This window comes from Bradyrhizobium sp. JYMT SZCCT0428, from assembly GCF_018131075.1.
Classification (GTDB): Bacteria; Pseudomonadota; Alphaproteobacteria; order Rhizobiales; family Xanthobacteraceae; genus Bradyrhizobium.
Genome location: NZ_JAFCLS010000014.1, coordinates 178,134 through 199,062 on the forward strand (window position 1 = coordinate 178,134; position 20,929 = coordinate 199,062).

The 20,929-nt window shown below is 63.6% G+C and carries 22 protein-coding genes; 14 read left to right on the top strand and 8 right to left on the bottom strand.

Annotated features, from left to right (window positions below; translation table 11 throughout):
- Positions 1 to 129 precede the first annotated feature (129 nt).
- From JQ575_RS16890 to JQ575_RS16920, 7 genes are all read left to right on the top strand, one after another.
- The gene (locus tag JQ575_RS16890; protein ID WP_212034348.1) at positions 130 to 1,230 is read left to right on the top strand and encodes an ABC transporter substrate-binding protein; all 1,101 of its coding nucleotides are present in this window, start codon (positions 130 to 132) and stop codon (positions 1,228 to 1,230) included.
- A complete protein-coding gene (locus JQ575_RS16895) occupies positions 1,208 to 2,248 on the top strand; it encodes an ABC transporter permease (RefSeq protein ID WP_212034349.1) in 1,041 nt (346 codons plus the stop codon). The genes JQ575_RS16890 and JQ575_RS16895 overlap by 23 nt, the downstream gene beginning before the upstream one ends.
- Positions 2,242 to 3,039: an ABC transporter ATP-binding protein gene (locus tag JQ575_RS16900; RefSeq protein ID WP_212034350.1), complete on the top strand. Its 798-nt coding sequence runs from the start codon at positions 2,242 to 2,244 to the stop codon at positions 3,037 to 3,039. Before JQ575_RS16895 ends, JQ575_RS16900 begins: the two co-directional genes overlap by 7 nt.
- Positions 3,033 to 4,217, top strand: a complete 1,185-nt coding sequence (locus tag JQ575_RS16905; protein ID WP_212034351.1) for an acyl-CoA dehydrogenase family protein — start codon at positions 3,033 to 3,035, stop codon at positions 4,215 to 4,217. The genes JQ575_RS16900 and JQ575_RS16905 overlap by 7 nt, the downstream gene beginning before the upstream one ends.
- 37 nt (positions 4,218 to 4,254) lie before the next feature.
- The gene (locus JQ575_RS16910; protein ID WP_212034352.1) at positions 4,255 to 5,355 is read left to right on the top strand and encodes an LLM class flavin-dependent oxidoreductase; all 1,101 of its coding nucleotides are present in this window, start codon (positions 4,255 to 4,257) and stop codon (positions 5,353 to 5,355) included.
- Positions 5,352 to 6,293 carry an ABC transporter substrate-binding protein gene (locus JQ575_RS16915; RefSeq protein ID WP_212034353.1) on the top strand — a complete coding sequence of 314 codons (942 nt, stop codon included), beginning with the start codon at positions 5,352 to 5,354 and terminating at the stop codon, positions 6,291 to 6,293. The genes JQ575_RS16910 and JQ575_RS16915 overlap by 4 nt, the downstream gene beginning before the upstream one ends.
- Positions 6,294 to 6,424: 131 nt before the next feature.
- Positions 6,425 to 6,934 carry an Lrp/AsnC family transcriptional regulator gene (locus JQ575_RS16920; protein ID WP_212034354.1) on the top strand — a complete coding sequence of 170 codons (510 nt, stop codon included), beginning with the start codon at positions 6,425 to 6,427 and terminating at the stop codon, positions 6,932 to 6,934.
- A 135-nt stretch (positions 6,935 to 7,069) separates the two neighbouring features.
- Here the strand turns inward: JQ575_RS16920 and JQ575_RS16925 are convergent, their stop codons facing one another.
- Complete coding sequence (locus JQ575_RS16925; protein ID WP_212034355.1) at positions 7,070 to 8,038, bottom strand: aliphatic sulfonate ABC transporter substrate-binding protein; 969 nt, start codon at positions 8,036 to 8,038, stop codon at positions 7,070 to 7,072.
- A gap of 435 nt (positions 8,039 to 8,473) precedes the next feature.
- Here JQ575_RS16925 and JQ575_RS16930 point away from each other — a divergent pair, with 435 nt between their 5' ends.
- From JQ575_RS16930 to JQ575_RS16955, 6 genes are read left to right on the top strand one after another with little or no spacing between them, the layout of a single operon-like run.
- Complete coding sequence (locus tag JQ575_RS16930) at positions 8,474 to 9,421, top strand: aliphatic sulfonate ABC transporter substrate-binding protein (protein WP_212034356.1); 948 nt, start codon at positions 8,474 to 8,476, stop codon at positions 9,419 to 9,421.
- A 41-nt stretch (positions 9,422 to 9,462) separates the two neighbouring features.
- The gene (locus JQ575_RS16935; RefSeq protein WP_212034357.1) at positions 9,463 to 10,416 is read left to right on the top strand and encodes a sulfonate ABC transporter substrate-binding protein; all 954 of its coding nucleotides are present in this window, start codon (positions 9,463 to 9,465) and stop codon (positions 10,414 to 10,416) included.
- Positions 10,413 to 11,579 carry an FMNH2-dependent alkanesulfonate monooxygenase gene (gene ssuD / locus JQ575_RS16940; RefSeq protein WP_212034358.1) on the top strand — a complete coding sequence of 389 codons (1,167 nt, stop codon included), beginning with the start codon at positions 10,413 to 10,415 and terminating at the stop codon, positions 11,577 to 11,579. Before JQ575_RS16935 ends, ssuD begins: the two co-directional genes overlap by 4 nt.
- Entirely contained in the window at positions 11,576 to 12,382 is an 807-nt protein-coding gene (locus JQ575_RS16945; RefSeq protein ID WP_212034359.1) for an ABC transporter permease subunit, read from the top strand. The genes ssuD and JQ575_RS16945 overlap by 4 nt, the downstream gene beginning before the upstream one ends.
- An 8-nt stretch (positions 12,383 to 12,390) precedes the next feature.
- Positions 12,391 to 13,236 (top strand): ATP-binding cassette domain-containing protein, encoded by an 846-nt coding sequence (locus JQ575_RS16950; RefSeq protein WP_212034360.1) that lies wholly within the window; start codon positions 12,391 to 12,393, stop codon positions 13,234 to 13,236.
- 7 nt (positions 13,237 to 13,243) lie between these two features.
- On the top strand, positions 13,244 to 13,888 hold the full coding sequence (locus tag JQ575_RS16955; protein ID WP_212034361.1) for a flavin reductase family protein: 645 nt from the start codon (positions 13,244 to 13,246) through the stop codon (positions 13,886 to 13,888).
- On the opposite strand, the gene JQ575_RS16960 is transcribed toward JQ575_RS16955, so the two are convergent.
- The gene (locus JQ575_RS16960) at positions 13,869 to 14,252 is read right to left on the bottom strand and encodes a hypothetical protein (protein ID WP_212034362.1); all 384 of its coding nucleotides are present in this window, start codon (positions 14,250 to 14,252) and stop codon (positions 13,869 to 13,871) included. The two genes, JQ575_RS16955 and JQ575_RS16960, sit on opposite strands and share 20 nt — an antisense overlap.
- A 280-nt stretch (positions 14,253 to 14,532) precedes the next feature.
- Here JQ575_RS16960 and JQ575_RS16965 point away from each other — a divergent pair, with 280 nt between their 5' ends.
- Entirely contained in the window at positions 14,533 to 14,712 is a 180-nt protein-coding gene (locus JQ575_RS16965; RefSeq protein ID WP_212034363.1) for a hypothetical protein, read from the top strand.
- A gap of 77 nt (positions 14,713 to 14,789) precedes the next feature.
- On the opposite strand, the gene JQ575_RS16970 is transcribed toward JQ575_RS16965, so the two are convergent.
- From JQ575_RS16970 to JQ575_RS16995, 6 genes are all read right to left on the bottom strand, one after another.
- Positions 14,790 to 16,169: a sigma-54-dependent Fis family transcriptional regulator gene (locus JQ575_RS16970; RefSeq protein ID WP_212034364.1), complete on the bottom strand. Its 1,380-nt coding sequence runs from the start codon at positions 16,167 to 16,169 to the stop codon at positions 14,790 to 14,792.
- Positions 16,170 to 16,218: 49 nt separating this feature from the next.
- On the bottom strand, positions 16,219 to 16,569 hold the full coding sequence (gene fliN / locus JQ575_RS16975) for a flagellar motor switch protein FliN (RefSeq protein WP_212034365.1): 351 nt from the start codon (positions 16,567 to 16,569) through the stop codon (positions 16,219 to 16,221).
- 10 nt (positions 16,570 to 16,579) lie between these two features.
- The gene (locus tag JQ575_RS16980) at positions 16,580 to 17,209 is read right to left on the bottom strand and encodes a FliH/SctL family protein (RefSeq protein WP_212034366.1); all 630 of its coding nucleotides are present in this window, start codon (positions 17,207 to 17,209) and stop codon (positions 16,580 to 16,582) included.
- A complete protein-coding gene (fliG, locus tag JQ575_RS16985) occupies positions 17,209 to 18,291 on the bottom strand; it encodes a flagellar motor switch protein FliG (RefSeq protein WP_212034367.1) in 1,083 nt (360 codons plus the stop codon). Before fliG ends, JQ575_RS16980 begins: the two co-directional genes overlap by 1 nt.
- Positions 18,292 to 18,297: 6 nt before the next feature.
- On the bottom strand, positions 18,298 to 19,914 hold the full coding sequence (gene fliF, locus JQ575_RS16990) for a flagellar basal-body MS-ring/collar protein FliF (protein WP_212034368.1): 1,617 nt from the start codon (positions 19,912 to 19,914) through the stop codon (positions 18,298 to 18,300).
- Between the two features lie 179 nt (positions 19,915 to 20,093).
- Positions 20,094 to 20,369, bottom strand: a complete 276-nt coding sequence (locus JQ575_RS16995) for a DUF1153 domain-containing protein (RefSeq protein ID WP_002714638.1) — start codon at positions 20,367 to 20,369, stop codon at positions 20,094 to 20,096.
- Positions 20,370 to 20,929 lie beyond the last annotated feature (560 nt).

A 20,929-nucleotide genomic window follows, 5' to 3' on the forward strand; every position in this document is an offset into this window, starting at 1 on the left:
GGAGGCGAGATCGGAGTCTCGCCGGGATTGAACCGAATAACCGATCGCCAGTGTGGAACATAACGGGCCGCAGCATCCACGTGCTGCGCCGACGGCGGAGCCATGCCGTTTTGAGAGCAGGAGTGCAGGATGTCACGAGATGAAAAAAATGGCGCAACGCGGCTGGATCGCCGAACGTTGCTGCGCGGCGGAGCTGCCGCGGCGCTCGCCGCACCGTTGGGCGTGTTCGGCGCGCAAGCCTTTCCGTTCCGCCCGGCCACACCCGGCATCGATCTCTCGGAGTTTCCGATTTGCAGGACCGCCTCCAACGCGCCGGCGCTATCAGGAGCGCCGCGAAAGTTGAAATTGTCCTGGAATGCCGGCGCGGTCTGCCTCGTGCCGGTTCCAGTGGCGATCGACCAAGGCATCTTCAAGAAGCACAATCTCGACGTCGAACTGATCAATTACAGCGGCTCGACCGATCAGTTGCTGGAGGCGATCGCGACCGGCAAGAGCGACGCGGGGCTCGGCATGGCGTTGCGCTGGCTGAAGCCGCTGGAGCAGGGGTTTGACGTCAAGATCGCGGCCGGAACCCATGGCGGCTGCATGCGCGTGCTGTCGCGCGTCAATTCCGGTGTCGACAAGCTGACCGACCTCAAGGGCAAGATCGTCGCGGTCGGCGATCTCGGCGGGCCGGACAAGAATTTCTTCTCGATCCAGCTTGCCAAGCAGGGCATCGATCCCAACAAGGACGTCGACTGGCGCGCCTATCCCGGCAATCTGCTACAGCTCGCCGTCGAGAAGGGCGAAGTTCAGGCGTTCCTCGCCTCCGATCCGATTGCCCATATCTGGCTGAAGGACTCTGCCTACAAGGAGGTCGCGTCCAACCTCGATGGTGAATACAAGGACAAGACCTGCTGCATCCTCGGTTTGCGCGGCAGCCTGGTTCGCGAAGAGCCGCAGGTCGCGCGCGCCATCACGCAGGCGTTGCTCGATGCCGCGATGTTCACTGCGCAAAACCCCGATGTCGCCGCGGCTTCGTTCCAGCCTTACGCCCCCAAGACGGCGAGCCTGCAGGATCTGCAGGCGATGGTCCGCTACCACACCCACCATCACCATCCCGTCGGCGAAGTGTTGAAGCGGGAACTGAAGGCTTATGCGGACGACCTGAAGAGCGTTTCGGTCTTCAAGGCCAGCACCGATACGGCGAAATTTGCGGAGCGGATCTATGTCGACGTATTCGGCGTCTAAAACGGTCGCTCTCGCGCAATCGGCGGAGGAAGGCGCAGCACTTTCAGGGCGGCCGCTCTCGCTGGCGGTCTCCTTTCCGGCAGGCGGGACCGGGGTGTTCGCAAGCCTGGCGTGGGTCGGGTTTGGCATCTCGTGCCTGTGGTGGCCGGATATCGGCGACTGGACGCGCACCCATCAGCTCGCCGCCGCTGCCTTCGTTATCGCCGGCGCCATTTTCCTGGCGACGGTGGCGGGCAGCCGGCTCGGGCGGTTCAATGCCGGCCTGCAGCGGCGTGCGCCGTGGCTGCTGGTATCGGCGCTGTTCCTGACGCTGTGGGAAGCGGCGACCGCAAAGTTCGGATGGCTGCCGCTGCCGTTCTTCCCGCCGCCGCAGTCGATTATCGAGGTCTACACCGATGATCTGCCCAAATTGCTCGACAGCATCATCGCGTCTGTAAAGCTTCAGCTCGGCGGATATGTCATCGGCGCCACCGTCGGCTTTCTGACCGGCGTGTCGATCGGCTGGTCGCGCAGCGTCGGCTACTGGGTGCATCCGGTGCTGCGCTTCATCGGTCCGCTGCCGGCGACGGCATGGTTGCCGATTGCGTTCTTTACCTTCCCGTCGAGCTGGAGCGCCTCGACGTTCCTGATCGCGCTGGCAACCGGATTTCCGGTCACGGTGCTGACCTGGTCCGGCGTCGCCAGCGTCAGCAATTCCTATTACGACGTGGCGCGGACGCTCGGTGCGAAACCGTCGTTCCTGGTGCTGAAGGTCGCGATTCCCGCCGCCTTGCCGCATGTATTCGTCGGCCTGTTCATGGGCCTCGGCTCGTCGTTTGCCGTGCTGGTCGTCGCCGAAATGATCGGCGTGAAGGCTGGGCTCGGCTGGTATCTGCAATGGGCGCAGGGCTGGGCGGCGTATGCCAACATGTATGCCGCGTTGATTGTGATGTCGCTGCTGTGCTCGGGCGCGATCACGCTGCTGTTCCGGACGCGCGACCGTTTGCTGATCTGGCAGAAGGGAGTCGTCAAATGGTAGCGCATGCTTTGGCCGAAGCGGTCACTTATCCCGCCGTCGGTGCCTCGCTCGATGTCGAACGCATCAGCCACGCCTTTGACATCGACGGCAGCGTCTTGCCGGTGCTCGACGACGTCAATTTCAGCGTCAAGCCCGGCGAGTTTATCGCGCTGCTCGGCCCATCCGGCTGCGGCAAGTCAACCTTGCTGCGGCTGGTCGCGGGGCTTGAGGCGCCGCGCTCCGGCGTGCTGCGCGAGGACGGCGATCCCGTCACCGGACCATTTCCGTCCCGCGTGGTGGTGTTTCAGGATCCGACGCTGTTTCCGTGGCGAACGGTGTGGAACAACGTCGCGCTCGGGCTCGAGGCGCAGGGCATCCTTAAGAGCCAGCGGCAGCGTGTCGACGCCGCGCTTGACCTCGTCGGGCTGTCGCAATTTCGCAATGCCTATCCGCATCAATTGTCTGGTGGCATGGCGCAGCGTGTCGCGCTGGCGCGGGCGCTGGTGAACGATCCAAAGATCCTCATCCTCGATGAGCCGCTCGGCAAGCTGGATTCGCTCACGCGGATCACGATGCAGGCTGAAATCGTGGCGCTATGGCAGCGCAAGGGATTTACCACGCTGCTGGTGACCCATGACGTCGAGGAAGCCTTGTTCCTCGCCAACCGCGTCATCGTGTTCAGCGATCGTCCCGCGCGCATCAAGGCCGACATCGCGGTCGATCGGCCGTATCCGCGGCACCGCGGTGATCCCAGGCTGGCGGAGCTTCGCCGTAACATCCTTGGCCTGCTCGGATTGGACGCCACATGGTGAGCGCGATCAACAGTTCGATACGCAAAGAGCCTCCGAAGGACGCCGCGCCCGTGCCGTACGATTGCGCGCGGGCACTTGCTTCCGAATTCGCGGCCCGGGCGGCGCAGCACGATCGCGACGCCAGTTTTCCGCATGAGAATTTCAAGGAGCTTGCCGAGGCGGGATTGTTGGCGCTGACCGTGCCGACCGCGCTGGGCGGCCACGGCGCGGGTGCGCTCGATACGTCGCGCATCCTCGGCATCTTCGGCAAGGCCGATCCATCGACGGCGCTGGTGTTGTCGATGCACTACATCCAGCATCTGGTGATGGCGCGCAGCACGCGCTGGCCGGGGCGTTTGTCGCGCAAACTGGCGCGGGAAGCGGTCGATGGCGTGGCGCTGATCAATGCGCTGCGGGTCGAGCCCGATCTGGGCTCGCCTGCGCGCGGCGGGCTGCCGGCGACAACCGCGCGAAAGACCGAGACGGGCTGGCGGCTCTCTGGCCGCAAGGTCTATTCGACCGGCGCGCCGATCCTGAAATGGTATGCGGTGTGGGCGAAGACTGATGAGTCGGAAACGCGCGTCGGCCTGTTCCTGGTGCCTGCGGGATTGCCGGGCACGCGAATCGTCGAAACCTGGGACCATCTCGGCCTGCGTGCCAGCGGCAGCCATGACGTCGTATTCGAGGACGTCGTGTTCCCGCTCGACCATGAGATCGACGTCCGCGCGCCCGAGGATTGGCGGGTGCCGGATTTCACCCAGTCCGTGGTGCATGCGATCTTCGTCGCCGCGATCTATGACGGCGTCGCCCGTGCCGCGCGCGACTGGCTGGTCGAATTCCTGAAGAACCGGAAGCCATCCAATCTCAGCGCATCGCTGGCGACGCTGCCGAGAGTGCAGGAGATCGTCGGCGGCATCGAGGCGCGGCTTGCCGTTAATGCGCGCCTGATCGACAGCTTTGCGGGCGATTTCGACGATGGCGTGCAGCTCTGCGCCTCCGAATCCAGCATCGTCAAGCTCACGGTCACGAACAATGCGGTCGCGGTTCTCGAGGACGCGCTGTCGCTGACCAGCAATCATGGTCTCACCCGCGCCAATCCGCTGGAGCGGCATTATCGCGATGTGCTGTGCGGGCGGGTTCACACCCCGCAGGACGACGCCACCCGCGTCAACGCAGGACGCCTCGTGCTTGGCGTCTGAATATCAACAATCCAATCCCAAACTCTGGAGCAAGCTCATGTCAGTGGAATTCATCGGATACATCGGCAGCAATTATTCGTCCGAAACCGTGGTGCGGAACGGCCCGATTCTCGACCGGAACTATGTCGAGACCGTAGCCAAGGCGCATGAGAACGCAGGCTTCGATCGCGCGCTGCTGGCGTTTCACTCGACCACGCCGGATGGTTTGCAGATCGGCCAGCACGTGCTCGGCGTGACCGACAAGCTCAATGTCCTGATCGCGCAGCGGCCCGGCTTCACCGCGCCGACGCTGCTCGCCCGCCAGCTTGCGACCGTCGATCAACTCTCCGGCGGCCGCGTCGCCTTGCATGTCATCACCGGCGGCAACGCCACCGAGCTGCGGCAGGATGGCAATGTCATCGATGACAAGGACGAACGCTACGCCCGCACCAGCGAATTCCTGGATGTGGTTCGCGCCGAATGGAGCAGCGAAAAGCCGTTCACCTATGAGGGGAAGTATTATCAGGTGCACAACGGCTTCTCGCAGCTTAAGCCGTATCGCAGTGAGGGCATTCCGATCTTCGTCGGCGGCGGATCGGACGCGGCAATCGAGGTCGCGGGCAAGCACGCGGATACGTTTGCGCTGTGGGGCGAATCCTATGCGCAGGTGCGCGATGTTACGTCGCGGGTTCGCGCCGCGGCTGCGAAACATGGCCGGCCGACGCCGCGCTTCAGCCTCTCGGTTCGCCCGATCCTCGCCGATACCGAGGAGAAGGCCTGGGCCAAGGCCGATGAAATCCTGGCGCGCGCTACCGCGCTGCAGGACAAGACCGGCTATCGCAAACCGGCGGACGGCCATGCCACCGCCGGCGCGAAGCGGCTGCTGGCGCTGGCCGATCAGGGGACAAGGATCGACAAGCGGCTGTGGACCGAAATCGCAAAGCTCACCGGCGCCAACAGCAACACGACGGCGCTGGTCGGCACGCCCGAACAGGTCGCCGAAGTGTTCGGCGATTATTACGATCTCGGCATCAGCCACTTCCTGATTCGCGGATTCGATCCGCTGATCGATGCCATCGACTACGGCCGCGAACTGATTCCGCTGACGCGCCAACTGATCGCCGGACGCAGTGCTGCCCGGGGAGTGGCCGCGGAATGATGCGCGCTGTTCTCGTTGCGGGCCTGTTGCTGGGTGCGATTGCCTCGGCGGATGCCCAGACCACATTGCGGGTCGGCGATCAAAAGGGCAATTCGCAGGCCGTGATGGAGGCGGCCGGCGTGCTCAAGGATGTTCCGTACAAGATCGAGTGGAAGGAATTCGCGGCCGCGGCGCCGCTATTGGAAGCGCTGAGTGCGGGCGCGATTGAAACCGGCCTGGTCGGCGACGCGCCGTTCACCTTCGCCGCGGCGGCCAATGTTCCCGTGAAAGCCATCGCCGCGATCCGGCAAACTCGGGAAGGGCTGGCGGTACTCGTTCCGAACAACTCGCCAGTCCGCGACTTCGAGAGCCTGAAAGGCAAGAAGATTGCGACCGGCCGCGGCTCGATCGGTCATCAACTGATTCTTGCAGCCCTCGAATCGAAGGGCTGGTCGACCAGCGACGTCCAGATCGTGTTCCTCGCGCCGTCGGACGCCAAGGTCGCGTACACGCAGGGCTCCGTCGATGCCTGGTCGACTTGGGAGCCTTATGTCAGCCAGGAAGAAGTGCTGTTCCAGTCACGGCGCGTGATCACGGCGGAGGGTCTGACGCCTGGACTGGGATTCCAGGTCGCGACGCCGAACGCGATCCGTGACAAGCGGCCGGAACTGGAAGATTTTGTCAGACGGCTGACGGCGGCGCGGGCGTGGTCGCAGACCAACGTCGGGGCCTATGCCGAGACGTGGGGCAGGCTGATGAACATTCCGCCCGCTGTGCCGTTGAATTGGCTGAGCCGGGCCAAAATCCGCGTCGCCCCGATCGATGACGGTGTGGTGGCTGACGAACAGCAAACCATCGATCTCTATTTTCGCTCGGGCCTGATCAAGCAGAAGCTCAATGCCGCCGATATCGTCGACCGCTCGTTTTCCGGAGCGATCGGCAAGGGCGCGGGTCTTTAAACTGGCGAACGCGGTCCGCGCAGCAAGTCTTTCTCCGGCAGCCGCTAATTTCGAAACGGTACCAGGCTTGTGTGGAATTATTTTCTGAATAGCATTGTTGAGAGCAATGCATTTGGAAGAAAGTTTTACACATGAGCGACGTCGTCACCGCTTCCTCGGAAGTTCCCCGCCGCATCGATGCGATTGACCGCAAGATCCTGCGGGTGCTTCAGGAAGACGCATCGCTGTCCGTGGCCGAGATCGGGGAGCGCGTCGGGCTTTCCTCCACGCCGTGCTGGAAGCGCGTCCAGCGCATGGAGAACGAGGGCATCATCACCGGCAAGGTCGCACTGGTCGACCAGAACAAGATCGGCCTCGGGTTGTCGGTGTTTGTCTCGGTAGAGAGCGACGATCATTCCGATGCGTGGCTGAAGAAATTCGCCGCCGCCGTCAGCGCCATGCCCGAGGTCATCGAATTCTATCGCATGGCCGGCGACGTGGACTATGTGCTGCGCGTGGTCGTCGCCGACATGCGGAGCTATGATCTTTTCTACAAGAAGCTGATCGGCGCGGTCGCGCTGAAGAATGTGACCTCGCGGTTCGCGATGGAAAAGATCAAGTCGGTCACCGCATTGCCGGTTCCGGCGTTCGAGGCGGCATAGAAGCCGCCTCGCTACGTACATCCGCCGCACCCCTTTTCGTCATGGCCGGGCTTGTCCCGGCCATCCACGTCTTATTGCTCAATGGAAGCCAAGACGTGGATGCCCGGCACAAGGCCGGGCATGACGATGTTCCGATCAATCGCGCTTCGGCGTCCAGATCTTCGCATCGCCCGCGTTGACCTTTACCGGCAGCAATCCTTCCGCAAAGAACGCATCTGCAATGCGTTGCTGTTCGGACAGGCCCGGCGCCGTGACGACACCGACCTTGTAGGAACGATGGCTGTTGGCTTCCTTCACCGTCGCCGCATCGATGCCCCAGAGGCCCGACAGCAATTTGGCCGCGTCATCCTGATGCGCCTTGACCCATTTGCCGGTCTCGTCGAGCTTGCCGAAGATGGCATTCAGCACGTCACCGCGCCGATCGGCAAACGCTGCCGACGACAGATAGTATCGCTTGTAGCTCGCAAGGCCGTTGCTGCCGTCGGACAGCACCCGCGCGTTGGACTGCCGCTGGGCGCTGGTCAGGAACGGATCCCAGGCCACCCAGGCATCGACATTGCCGCCGATGAAGGCGGCGCGGCCGTCGGCCGGCGTCAGGTAGGCCGGCGAGATATCCTTGAAGCTCAGGCCTGATTTGGCGAGCGCGGCAAGCAGCAGGAAATGGCTGCCGGCGCCTTTTGTCACCGCAACCTTCTTGCCCTTCAGGTCGGCCAGCGTCCTGATGGGCGATTCCGCGCCGACCAGAATGGCCTGCGCCGACGGTGAAGCGGCTTCCTCCGCGATATAGGCAAGCCTGGCGCCGGCGGCCTGCGCGAACAGCGGCACGGTATCGGCGACGTCGGCGCCAAAATCGATGTTGCCGGTGTTGATCGCCTCCAGCAAAGGCAGGCCGCTGGTGAATTCATGCCATGAAATTCGGACGCCCAGCGGCGCGAGCGCCTTTTCCAGTTCGCCATTGGTTTTCAGGATGGCCGTCAGCGTCGAGGATTTTTGATAGCCGATGCGAATCGTATCGGAGGGCGGTGTCTGCGCGGCCACGGATGTTGCTGAAACGACCGCGATGGCTGCGATGGCTCCGATAATTGATGCGGTACGGTTGCCCATGGAATTTGATCTGCCTGAAATTAAAAGGATGCAGCCAAGCTAAAGACGAGGCGACCTCAGTCAACAGAACCGCCGTCTATTGTTGTCCGGCGATCCGCATGACGATGCTACGCCGGCCGCTGTTCGCAGAGATAAATTCCAAGCTGCATGTTTGATAAGCGTTTGTCGATCTCGGCGGCGGTCGCTTATGACTCTGGATGGATCGGGTTCCGCCGCTGCCTAATGCAAGATTAACGAAATGGCGTCGGGCGAGCGTCAAGAAAAATGCGTCGTTGTAAATCGTGTTACGGCAATAAACGCGTCGTCGTGCGACGGCTTGGCAGTGCCGTCATTGCTATTTTTGCAGAGCACTCGACAGCGTTTCAAAGCGCCACCATCATCTCTTGCATCGCATGATCGCGCAATTTCGCGAGCATGATCGTTCAGGAGAATGTGATGAAGCGTCGGGAGTTTCTCGGATTGTCGGTTGCCGGTGCCTTTGTCGCACTGTCGCCGGGTGCACGGGCGCAAGCGCCGGTAAAGGAAATCCGCATCGGCTATCAGAAGACCGGCGTCCTCGTGATCACGCGGCAGCAGGCCATTCTCGAAAAGCAGTTCGCCGCAAAACAAATTGCCATCAAATGGATCGAATTCACGTCGGGCCCGCCATTGCTGGAGGCGATGAGCACCGGCAGTGTCGATCTTGGCGCGGTTGGCGATAGCCCGCCGATCTTTGCCCAGGCCGCGAATGCGAACATCGTCTATGTGGCGGCGTCGCCCATCACCAACGGGCAGGGCATTCTGGTTCCCGCCAGTTCCAGCATTCGCACGATTGCCGATCTGAAGGGTAAGCGGATCGGATTTGCCAAGGGCACCAGCGCGCATAACGTCCTGATAGCGACGCTGGAAAAGGCCGGTCTCACCTACGCCGATATCACGCCGGTCTATCTGTCGCCGCCCGATGCGGGGCCGGCATTCGCCAATGGCAGCATCGAAGCCTGGGCGATCTGGGATCCATACTTCGCGATCGGCGAGAAAAAGCAGAACGGCCGGATCCTGATCAACGCCTACGAGGTCGCCAAGACCAATTCGTTCTATCTCGCCAACCGCGACTTCGCGAACACCAACGTTCAGCACACCCGCGACATCATCGCCGGCCTGGCGGAAGCCGCCCGCTGGGCGGAAGGAAATCGCGACGCCGTGGCAACCGCGCTCGCCGCCGTGACCGGCGTTCCGCTGGAAGTCCAGACCGTCGCGGCCAACCGCGCCTCATTCGCGATCGGAGCGGTGACGGAGCCGATCATCGAGACCCAGCAGGCCGTCGCCGATCGCTTCTTCAAGCTCGGGCTGATCCCGAAGCCGATCGTGGTTCGCGACATCGTCTGGCGCAATACCCAGACCTGAGTTCGAGAAAAGCCATTCCAATCAACGCAGAGGATTTCAACATGAAGCGTTTCATCAAACGCCTGATCGCGAGCGCCATGCTGTCTCTTGCCATCGTCGGCTCGACGGTCGGCCTCAGCTACGGCCAGGACAAGGTCGTCCGCATCGGCTTCCAGAAATACGGCAAGCTGGTGCTGCTCAAGAGCAAGGGCACGCTCGAAGGCAAGCTGAAGGCCGCGGGCTATCAGGTGGTATGGACCGAATTTCCATCCGGGCCGCCGCTGCTCGAGGCGCTCAATGTCGGCGCCATCGATTTCGGCAACACCGGCGAAGCGCCGCCGATCTTCGCGCAGGCCGCGGGCGCGCCGATCCAGTATGTCGCCTATGAGCCCCCGGCGCCGAAGGGCGAAGCCATCCTGGTGCCGAAGGACAGCAAGATCGCTTCGGTCGCCGATCTCAAAGGCAAGAAGGTGGCGCTGAACAAGGGCTCCAACGTCCACTATCTCTTAGTGAAAGCGCTGGAGAAGGCTGGTGTCAAATACTCGGAGATCGAGCCGGTGTTTCTTGCGCCGGCCGATGCGCGGGCGGCGTTCGAACGTGGCGCGGTCGACGCCTGGGTGATCTGGGATCCGTTCCAGGCCGCCGCTGAAGCCGCCACCGGCGCGCGGACGCTCGCCGACGGAGCCGGCATCGTCTCAAACTATCAGTTCTATTTCGCCTCGAAGAAGTTCATTGGCGCCGACCCTGGCATCGTCGATCTCGTGCTTGCCCAGCTCAGCGAAGTCGACGACTGGGTCAAGGGCGACATTCACACCGTCGCCGAGCAGCTGGCGCCGGCGATCGGCCTTCCGGTACCTGTCGTTGAAGTCGCGTTGAAGCGGCAGTCCTACGGCATCAAGCCGATCACCGACAGCGTGATCGCCGACCAGCAGCAGGTCGCCGACGCGTTCTTCGCGCTCGGTCTTATTCCCAAGCAAATCAAGATTTCCGACGCGGCACGGAGGCCGGGTTCATGAGCGACCAATCGAACGCCAACATCCTCTGGTTCCTGCCGACCCATGGCGATGGCCGCTATCTCGGCACCACCACCGGCGGGCGGGAAGTGAACTTCAATTACCTGCGCCAGATCGCGCAGGCCGCGGACCAGCTCGGCTATTACGGCGTGCTGCTGCCGACCGGGCGAAGCTGCGAGGATTCCTGGGTGGTGGCGTCGGCCGTCGCGCCCTGGACCGAGCGGCTGCGTTATCTGGTGGCGGTGCGGCCCGGCCTGCAATCGCCGAGCGTGGCAGCGCGCATGACCGCGACGCTCGACCGGCTGTCGAACGGGCGGCTCCTGGTCAACGTCGTCACCGGCGGTGACCCCGTCGAGAACAAGGGCGACGGGATATTCCTCGATCATGACGCGCGTTATGCGGTGACGCGCGAGTTCCTCAACGTCTATAGCGACCTGCTCGCGGGCAAGACCGTCAATGTCGAAGGCAAGCACATCCGCATCGAGGATGGCCGCCTGCTGTTTCCGCCGGTGCAGTCGCCGCGGCCGCCGCTTTACTTTGGTGGATCGTCGGACGCCGGCATCGATGTCGCGGTCGACACCGTCGACAAGTATCTGACCTGGGGTGAGCCGCCGGCGCAGGTCGCCGACAAGATCAATCGCGTGAAAGCGGTCGCGGACGCGCGCGGACGAAAACTCTCGTTCGGCATTCGGCTCCATGTGATCGTCCGCGAGACCAACGCGGAGGCCTGGAAGGCGGCGGATGAATTGATCCAGCATGTCACCGACGAGACGGTGGCCTCGGCGCAGAAGATATTTTCCCGGATGGATTCGGTCGGCCAGCAGCGCATGGCGCAGTTGCATGGCGGCAGGCGCGACAAGCTCGAGATCAGCCCCAACCTCTGGGCCGGCGTCGGTCTGGTGCGTGGCGGGGCAGGGACGGCATTGGTCGGCGATCCCGCCACGGTGGCGGCGCGGATCCGCGAATACCAGAAGGTCGGCATCGATACCTTCATCATGTCGGGCTATCCGGATCTGGAGGAAGCCTATCGCTTCGCCGAACTGGTGTTTCCGCTGCTGTCGCTGAAGCAGCCGAACAACGTGACGCCGATCCGCGTCAATACCGGCCCGTTTGGCGAGACCATCGCCAACGAACATCGTCCCCTCGTCAAGGCATCGCAATCATGAGTCTGATCGAAAGTCTTCCGCGTGTCCGACGCCTGCGCTTGCCGCGGGCCGACGGCCTCATTCCATGGATCGTGCCGCTTGCGATCATCCTGCTCTGGCAGGTGGCTTGCGTCACCGGCTTCGTCTCGGCGCGGGTGCTGCCGGCGCCGAGCGATGTGGCGCTGGCTGGATGGAAGCTGCTGCTGTCAGGCGAACTGGTGCGCAATATCTGGGTCAGTTTCTGGCGTGCCAGTGTCGGCTTCCTGATCGGCGGCAGCATCGGCTTTACCTTCGGCCTCGCCAACGGCCTGTCGCAGCTATCGAGCAAATTGACCGACACGACGTTGCAGATGGTGCGCAACATTCCGCATCTGGCGCTGATCCCGCTCGTCATCCTGTGGTTCGGCATCGATGAATCCGCAAAGCTGTTCCTGGTCGCGCTCGGCGTGTTCTTCCCGATCTACCTCAACACGCTGCATGGCATCCGCACCGTCGATCCGCAGCTGATCGAGATGGGCCGCATCTACGGCATGACCGATGGTGAATTGTTCCGCCGGGTGATCTTTCCGGGCGCGTTGCCGTCGATCTTCGTCGGCCTGCGCTTTGCGCTCGGCATCATGTGGCTGACCCTGATCGTGGCGGAAACCATCGCGGCGTCATCCGGCGTTGGCTACATGGCGATGCAGGCGCGCGAGTTCATGCTGATCGACGTCGTGGTGCTCTCCATCCTGATCTACGCGTTGCTCGGCAAGCTTGCCGACAGCGCGTCACGCGCCTTGGAGCGGCTGACGCTGTCCTGGCATCCGGCCTTCCAGAAACATTGAGGATTAAAATGCAGGAAGCTCTTCGTTTTCGCCCCGCGGATGCCGAAGCCGTAGACCAGCCCGAGTTTGTCAAGCAGGCGCGGCTGTTGCGGCGGGATGCCGACGCCCTGTTGCGCGGGCTTTCGCTGACGATCCGGGGATTGCGCAAATCGTTCGGCGACAACGAGGTGCTGCGCGGCATCGATCTGCACATTCCGGCAGGGCAGTCCGTCGCCATAGTCGGCCGCAGCGGTTGCGGCAAGAGCACGCTGCTGCGGCTGATCGCGGGCCTCGAAACGATTACCGCGGGTACCATCAGCTTTGGCGAGGAAACCCGCGCGGAAGACGTCCGCGTGATGTTTCAGGAGCCGCGGTTGCTGCCCTGGGCCCGGGTGCTGTCGAACGTCGAGGTCGGCCTCGGCCGCGAGCGGACCTCGCCGGACGCGCAGGCCCGCGCCGACAGCGCGCTGGTCGAAGTCGGTCTTGACGACAAGCGGGCGCAATGGCCGGCGGTTCTCTCCGGCGGGCAAAAACAGCGCGTGGCGCTGGCGCGGGCCCTGGTCAGCCGCCCGCGCGTGCTGGCCTTCGATGAGCCGCTAGGCGCGCTTGATGCGTTGACGCGGATCTCGATGCAGCGGCTGCTGGAGCGGGTGTGGCAGGATCAGGGCTTCACCGCGATCCTGGTGACGCATGACGTCTCCGAGGCGGTTGCGCTGGCCGACCGCGTCCTGGTGATCGAGGACGGGCGCATCGCGCATGACATCGACGTCAATATCCCGCGCCCGAGGCGCCGGGGTTCGGCGGAGCTCGCTGCGCTGGAAGGCTCGATCCTGAAGAACCTGCTGCAAGGCACCGAGGACACTTCCGACCTGTGAGGCCATCATGAACTCCGTTGTCCGGCATATCGCGATCGACCGTCAGGTTTCTCAAGAGGTTTCCCGCGCGGTTTCCCAAGAGGTTTCCCAAGACGATTTTCGTGGCGCGATGCGCCAGTTGGGCGGGGTGAGCGTCGTCACGGCCGGACGCGGCAAGGACATTTCGGGCATGACGGTGACCTCGGTATCGTCGCTGTCGGTCGATCCGCCGGCGCTGATCGTCAGCGTCAACCGGAACGCGTCCTCATGGCCGCTGGTGCAGCGCTACGGCTTCTTCGGCGTCAATATCCTGACCTCTGACCAAATCGACGTCGCCGAGCGTTTTGCCGGCAAGGACGGGCTCAAGGGCGCCGAGCGGTTTGCCGGCGCCGAGTGGACGACGCGCGCGTCAGGCGTGCCGCTGCTGGTGGGCGCGCTGGCCGCGATCGAGTGCGAGGTGGAGGAAATCGTCGAGCGGCATTCTCATGCGATCCTGATCGGCCGCGTGCTGGACTTGCAGCTATCGACCCGCACCGCGGCGCTCGCCTATTGGCAGGGCCAGTATGTCGCGATCGATCGCGACGAAGACGCGGTCAGGCTGGCGGAGGTCAGCGTCCCTGCGCCACGCATGCCTCGCGATAATGTCAGCCGGTCTAGTTCAGGATTGCGCTGAGCGTCGCCGGTGAGTCGATGATCACTGTGCTGCCACGCACACCTCGCCACAGAGCGGTAATGCTTTGCGCTGCACCGGCCAACGGTATGTTGACGATCAGCGTGGTCGGTACGCGGCCGGTGTTAGGTACGATTGGCGTACCGCTCGTGAATCCTCCCACGACCGGCGACACGGCGCCGTTGATCGCGATGCCGAAGATTCCGCCAGGGGAGGCTGGACCCTCGGCGTAAACATAGGGCAGGTTCAGGATAATCAGCGCAGAAGTGCCGACGCCTTCCGGAATGCTGAAGGTGAGCCCGGGAATCGGTACGTACGAATCGGACGTTGTCGACTGCGTCCCACTCGTCTGCGCGTATATGGCCATGGTCGCTCTCCCGTTGTCTGATAAATGCCTAGCAACAAAAGGTTGAGCAAGGCAAATGGAATCGCCGGACCGGAAAATGTGAAAATTCGGTGACGGGGGACCGGCGCGGACCGGTCGTGGCCATGGCCTTCAGCGCGCGCACGGATTAGAAGCCTTGGAGGCGTTTTCCTCCCGATTGGGATATCGTGCCTTGGTACGCAAGCTCCTGCAAAATCGTCTTACCGACGCAGTCGTTTCGGCAACGCCATGCCGTGCGTCTGGTCCAATGCGGTGTAATCTGATGAAACGTATCGCGGTCTGGGCATTCTACGGCGTCGGCGCGCTCGCGACCGGCTATCTCGCGCTTTACGCCTATGCGGTCTTCACCGGCCGCGATCTGCAGCCCGGCGATCCCATCCACATCTTCCGCAAGCCGGACGCACCGAGCTATTCCGGTATTCCAACGTCATTGCGAGCGTAGCGAAGCAATCCATCCTTCGGCATAACGGATAGGTGGATTGCTTCGCTTCGCTCGCAATGACGGTGATGGCTCGTCGGCTAGCCCGCCGCCGCAAAGCGCTGATAGTCGCCGGCGCCGGCCGGCGTGATCGGGATTCCGCCGTCGGCATATTCGTTCAGCTTGTTGCGCAGCGTGCGGATCGAAATGCCGAGGATGTTGGCGGCGTGGGTGCGGTTGCCGAGGCAATGCTTGAGCGTCTCCAGGATCAGGTCGCGTTCGACGTCGGCCACCGTGCGGCCGACCAGCGCGCGCGTGACCTGTTCGGCGGCGAAGGTGGCGTGGGCCACGGCCGGCGCGGTCTTGGCAAGGTCGAGGCGGTCGCCGTCCGGGGTCAGGATCGCATCGGCGCCGATCTCGTCGCCCTGCGCCATCAGCACCGAGCGGTGCATGGTGTTTTCCAGCTCGCGGACGTTGCCCTGCCAGCGGTTGGCGGTCAGCACCCGCCGCGCGTCGCTGGAGATTGGGCGCAGCGGCACGCCGTTGGCTTCGGAATATTTCTTCGCAAAATGGTGCGCCAGTTCGATGATATCCGCCGGCCGGTCACGCAATGCCGGGATCTTGAGGTTGACGACGTTGAGGCGGAACAGCAGGTCCTCGCGGAAAGTGCCTTCGCGCACGGCGTCGGCCAGGTTGCGGTTCGAGGTCGCGATGATGCGGATGTCGACCGGGACCGGCTTGGTGCCGCCGACGCGGTCGATCACGCGCTCCTGGATCGCGCGCAGCAATTTCGACTGCAGCCGCACGTCCATCTCGGAGATTTCGTCGAGCAGCAGGGTGCCGCCGGTGGCTTCCTCGAACTTGCCGATCCGCCGCGCCACGGCGCCGGTGAAGGCGCCCTTTTCGTGGCCGAACAGTTCGGATTCAAGCAGGTGCTCGGGGATCGCCGCGCAGTTGATCGAGATGAACGGCCGCTTGGCGCGGGTCGAGCGGGTGTGGACGTAGCGCGCCAGCACTTCCTTGCCGGTGCCGGATTCGCCGGTGATCATGACCGAGGCGTCCGAGCCCGCGATCTGCTGTGCCAGCTTGACGACCTTGCCCATCGCCTCGTCGCGATAGATCAGGTCGCGGGAATCGTTGGCGACGGCGGCGAGCACGGCGGCGATCAGTTCCGGATCGGGCGGCAGCGGGATGTATTCCTTGGCGCCGGCGTGGATCGCGGCGACCGCGGCGCGGGCGTCGTTGGAGATGCCGCAGGCAACGATCGGCACATGGATGTGTTCGGCCTCGAGCCGCATCACCAGATCGCGGATATCGAGCGCGACGTCGACCAGCATCAGGTCGGCGCCCTTGCCGCCGCGCAGCACCGCCATCGCCTGTTCGATCGTCTCGGCGTGGGTCACCGAAGCGCCGTTGTCCATCGCGATCTTGGTGGCCGTGGTGAGCTGGCCCTTTAATGTGCCAACGATGAGAAGCCGCATCATAGTCTCCTGTTCGTCTGTTCGCGCAGCTTATGCGCGTGCCGTTGTTTTAGGTGCGTTCCGCCTTGATGATTTCCGTCATGGTGACGCCGAGCTTGTCTTCCACCAGCACGACTTCGCCGCGCGCCACCAGCCGGTTGTTGACGTAGATGTCGATCGCTTCACCGACGCGGCGGTCGAGTTCGAGCACGGTGCCGGGGCCGAGCTTCAGCAGCTCGCCGACGTCCATCTTGGAGCGACCGAGCACCGCCGAGACCTGGACCGGAACGTCGAACACGGCCTCCAGGTCGGCCGCGATGCGCGAGGCCTGTTCGTCTTCATTGTAGGCCAGATCGTCCGCAGGCTCCGCGGCTGACGCGTTGAGGTCTTGCAGCGGGACCCGGGTGTCGGTGTCGCTCATGGTTCAGTCCTCACGGCCTTCCGGCCTGATCGCGGGACGCCATGTAGCGCCCGACAAGTTCGTTGATCTTGGCTTCGATGGCGGCTCGCTCCAGCACCACGCCGCCGTCGGCCCATTCGATCCGGCAGTCACCGGTTGCAATCCCAGGCTCGGCCAGGATCACCAGCCGGCCCTCGAAGCCGCTCTGGGTGGCCTGCCGCTCGATCTTTTCGCGCGCGGCCTCGTAGAGGGAGTCGTTGATGCGGACCACGAGGTGCGGCGTCGCGACCAGATGCGAGAAGCAGTCGCCCACCAGTCCCGTGATCTCGCCGAGCGGCTCGGCGGCAATCAATTCGCTACACAGCTTGCGGGCCACCGCGACCGCGACATCGACCGCTTCGGTTTCCATCCGCGCTTCGATGCCGCCAAAGCGCGAGGCGATGCCCTTGATCGCAATGCCGATCTCTTCCAGCGCCAGCGCGGCGCGGCGGTCGCTTTCCGCCTTGGCCTCGCGCTGCGCGGCCTCGTAGCCGTCGCGATAGGCGCGGGCCTCGGCCGAGGCGATCTTCTGCGCGATCTCGGCCGGCGTGGCGGGGCGCTCGCGCGTCTTGTCCGGCGCGCCGAAGTCCATGTCGAACAGGAATTTTGCGGGCGCGGCCATCAGTACACCAGCTCGTCGTCGGCGCGGTTCTTGGTCAAGGTGATTTCACCCTTGGCGGCCATGTCCTTGGCGAGGTTGACGAGCAGCGCCTGCGCCTCATCGACGTCGCGCAAGCGCACCGGTCCCATCGCGGCCATGTCGTCCAGCAGCATCTTGCCGGCGCGGGACGACATGTTGCCGAGGAAGAAGCTGCGGACCTCCTCGTTGGCGCTCTTCAGCGCAATGCCGAGCTTGTCCTTGTCGATGTTGCGCATCAGGGTCTGAGCCGAGGCGGAGTCGAGCTTGATCAAATCGTCGAAAGTGAACATCAGCGCCTTGATGCGCTCGGCGGATTCGCGGTTTTCCTCTTCCAGCGAGGTGATGAAGCGGGTTTCGGTCTGGCGGTCGAAATTGTTGAAGATTTCGGCCATCACCTCGTGGGCGTCGCGGCGGCGGGTCTGCGACAGGTTCGACATGAACTCGGTCCGCAGCGTCTGCTCGACGCGCTCGATGACTTCCTTCTGCACCGCTTCCATCTTCAGCATGCGGCCAACCACGTCGAGCGCGAGATCCTCGGGCAGGATCGCCAGCACGCGGGCGGCGTGCTCCGGCTTCAGCTTCGACAGCACCACGGCGATGGTCTGCGGGTATTCGTTCTTGAGGTAGTTGGCGAGCACCTCTTCCTGCACGTTGGAGAGTTTCTCCCACATGTTGCGGCCGGCGGGGCCGCGGATCTCGTCCATGATGCCGGTGACGCGCTCGCCCGGCAGATATTGCTGCAGCAGCCGTTCGGTGGCGTCGAAGGTGCCCATCAAGGCGCCGGAGGCCGACATCCTTGAGACGAATTCGAGCAGCAGGTCTTCGACCACGTCGGCCTCGACGGTGCCGAGCGTCGACATGTGGATCGACAATTCGCGCACCTCGTCGTCGTCGAGCAGCGCCCAGACCTTGCCGCCATATTGTTCGCCCAGCGCCAGCATCAGGATGGCGGCGCGCTGCGGGCCGCTCAGCGGCTTGCCCTTGGGCCTTGTCGCCTGACGGCTCGCCAGCGCCGAGATGACGGTGGTGATGTCGTTGGCGTTGGTGGTTTGCGGTACGGCCATGTCAGCTTACTCGACAGGTTCGGTGAGCCATTGACGAACAATGGAGGCGGTCTCGTTCGGATTTCGTTCGGCGAGTTCACCGACCCGGTGCACGGCCTGGGCGTGGACCTGGCCCTGAACCTGGGCGACGTCGATCAAGGCTGCGGCGCCGCCGGCGGGAATCAGGGCCTGGCCGGGCGCGCCTTCGGCGCTGCCGTCGGTCAGCGCCGGCAGGGCGGCGCCGCCGGCCAGCGCGGGAACGGCTTCGGCGGCCAGGATGCGCTTGACCAGCGGGCGGATCACCATGAACAGCACGACGAGGCCGAGCAGCATCATGACGCCGAGCTCGATGACGTACATGACGTCATCCTTGGTGAACTGGAACATGCCGAGCAGGCCGGTCGGCTCGGCAACCGGGGGCACCGAGGGGGCTTCGGCAAAGCGCAGGTTCACGACCTCGACCTGGTCACCGCGCTTCTGGTCGAAGCCGATCGCCGAGCGAACCAGGGTGGCGATGCGGTCGAGCATTTCCTTGCTGCGGTCGGAATAGACCATCTCGCCTTTTTCGTTCTTGGTGTAGGCGCCGTCGACCAGCACCGCGACCGAGATCTTGTTGACCCGGCCGGCCTCGGTGACTTCGGTCTTGGTGACGCGGGAAATCTCGTAATTGTTGGTTTCTTCGCTCTTCTTGCTCTGGTCGCGCGCCGGGACGCCGGCATTGGCCTGGTTGCCGGGCAGTTCGTTGTTGACCGTGACCTGGCCGGCGTCGCCGGCGGTCGCCGAGGATTCCTCGCGGGACTGGCTGGAGCGCAGCACGCGGCCCTCGGGATCGAACTTGTCCGAGGTCTGGGTGACCTTGTTGTAGTCGAAATCGGCGGTGAGCTGGACGCGGGCGCGGCCCTGGCCGACCACCGAGGAGACGATCGCCTCGACCTCATTGCGCATCCGTTTCTCGAAGGCGGTGCGGCGCTCGTCGCCGCTCGCGCCCTCGGGATTGCTGCTGGCGCCGTCGGCCAAGAGCCGGCCGCCCTCGTCAACGATCGACACCCGCTGCGGCTTCAGGCCGTTGACGGCCGAAGCGACCACGTGGCGGATGGCGCGGATCTGCTGGGGTTCGAGGCTGCCGCGCACCCGGACCACGATCGAAGCCGACGGCTCCGGGATTTCGCGGGAGAACAGCGGCCGTTCCGGCAGCACCAGATGGACCCGGGCAGCCTGGATGCGGTCGATGGCGCGGATGGTGCGGGAGAGTTCGCCCTCGAGCGCGCGCAGATGATTGATGTTCTGGACGAAGCTGGTGGTGCCGAGCGCGTCGGATTTGTCGAAAATCTCGTAGCCGACCCCGCCGCCCTTGGGCAGGCCGCCTTCGGCCAGCTTCATCCGCAGCCGCGTCACCTTGTCCTTCGGCACCATGATCACGGCGCCTTCGTTGCGCATTTCGAAGGGGATCGCCTGGCGTTCCAGATCCTTGATGATGCTGGAGGAGTCTTCGGCCGTGAGGTCGGTGAAGAGGGTGGTCATCTGCGGCGTCGTGACGCGCATGATGACGAACGTGAAGAAGCCGATCAGGGCTGCGGTCACGGCGACCATGGCCATCAGCCGCGACGCGCCAAGGCCTTTCAGGAAAGCAACGAGACTTTGCACCAACCGCCCCCAGGGGTTCGGCCCAGATTCGTACCCGGGGACCGACTGGGCAATTATTGCCTAGGGGATGGTTTCCATATGGTTAACGACCGTTAAAGTCGGTGAAGAAGTTTGGGCATGAAAAAAACCAGCTTCGCAAAACGAAGCCGGTTTTCATCAAATCTTCCGGTTTGGAGAGTTTATTGCCGGTATTGCTGGATGCGGGTGGTCCGCAAGCCTGCAAGGCCATGCTGGTCGATGGAGAACTGCCAGGACAGGAACTCGTCCACCGTCAGCGTGTAGCGGCTGCAAGCCTCCTCGAGGGAGAGCAGGCCGCCGCGAACTGCGGCAACGACTTCGGCCTTGCGGCGGATCACCCACCGTTTGGTGCCGGGCGCGGGCAGGTCCGCAATTGTTAATGGACTTCCGTCAGGCCCGATGACGTATTTTACCCTCGGGCGATGGGGTTCTGTCATGGCGTACTCACAAACTCTCAACCACTGAACTCACCCTGATAACCTACGCCGTGCGACTTAAAATTTGCCTAAGCCCAAGGCTTCAATACGAATCTCGTTGAACATGACGGGAACTGGGGGCGCGGGGCGTCTGCGAGAGGGGCTGGGCAGGGCCGGGCGGAGGAGGAGAGGGGGTAGGCGGATTGGAGTCGACTACATCGGCGGTCACTCCACGAGCGAGGTGGAAGGCGTAATCCGCCATTTGGGCTGTTCGCTGCGGTCTCCGCTCTGAGCCTATTGGAGTTGTAACCGGCACGGCGGATTACGCTTACGGCTCAATCCGCCCTACCGACGTGCGTCGCCCCCACGCAAGCGGAATCTTGCGGCCCGCGTGCGACAAATCAACCCGACGGGCAAATCACTTCCGATTTACGGAAATTGTGTCAAGCCCGAAATAAGAAATATTTCTGTTTACCAGAATGCAAATCAGGGGCATATATTCGCCCATCCCGTCCTACTCAGAAGGGCGTCGGCCGTCGTCACGGACGTTGGACGGGTTGCGATGGACGCTGGTTTGCGCT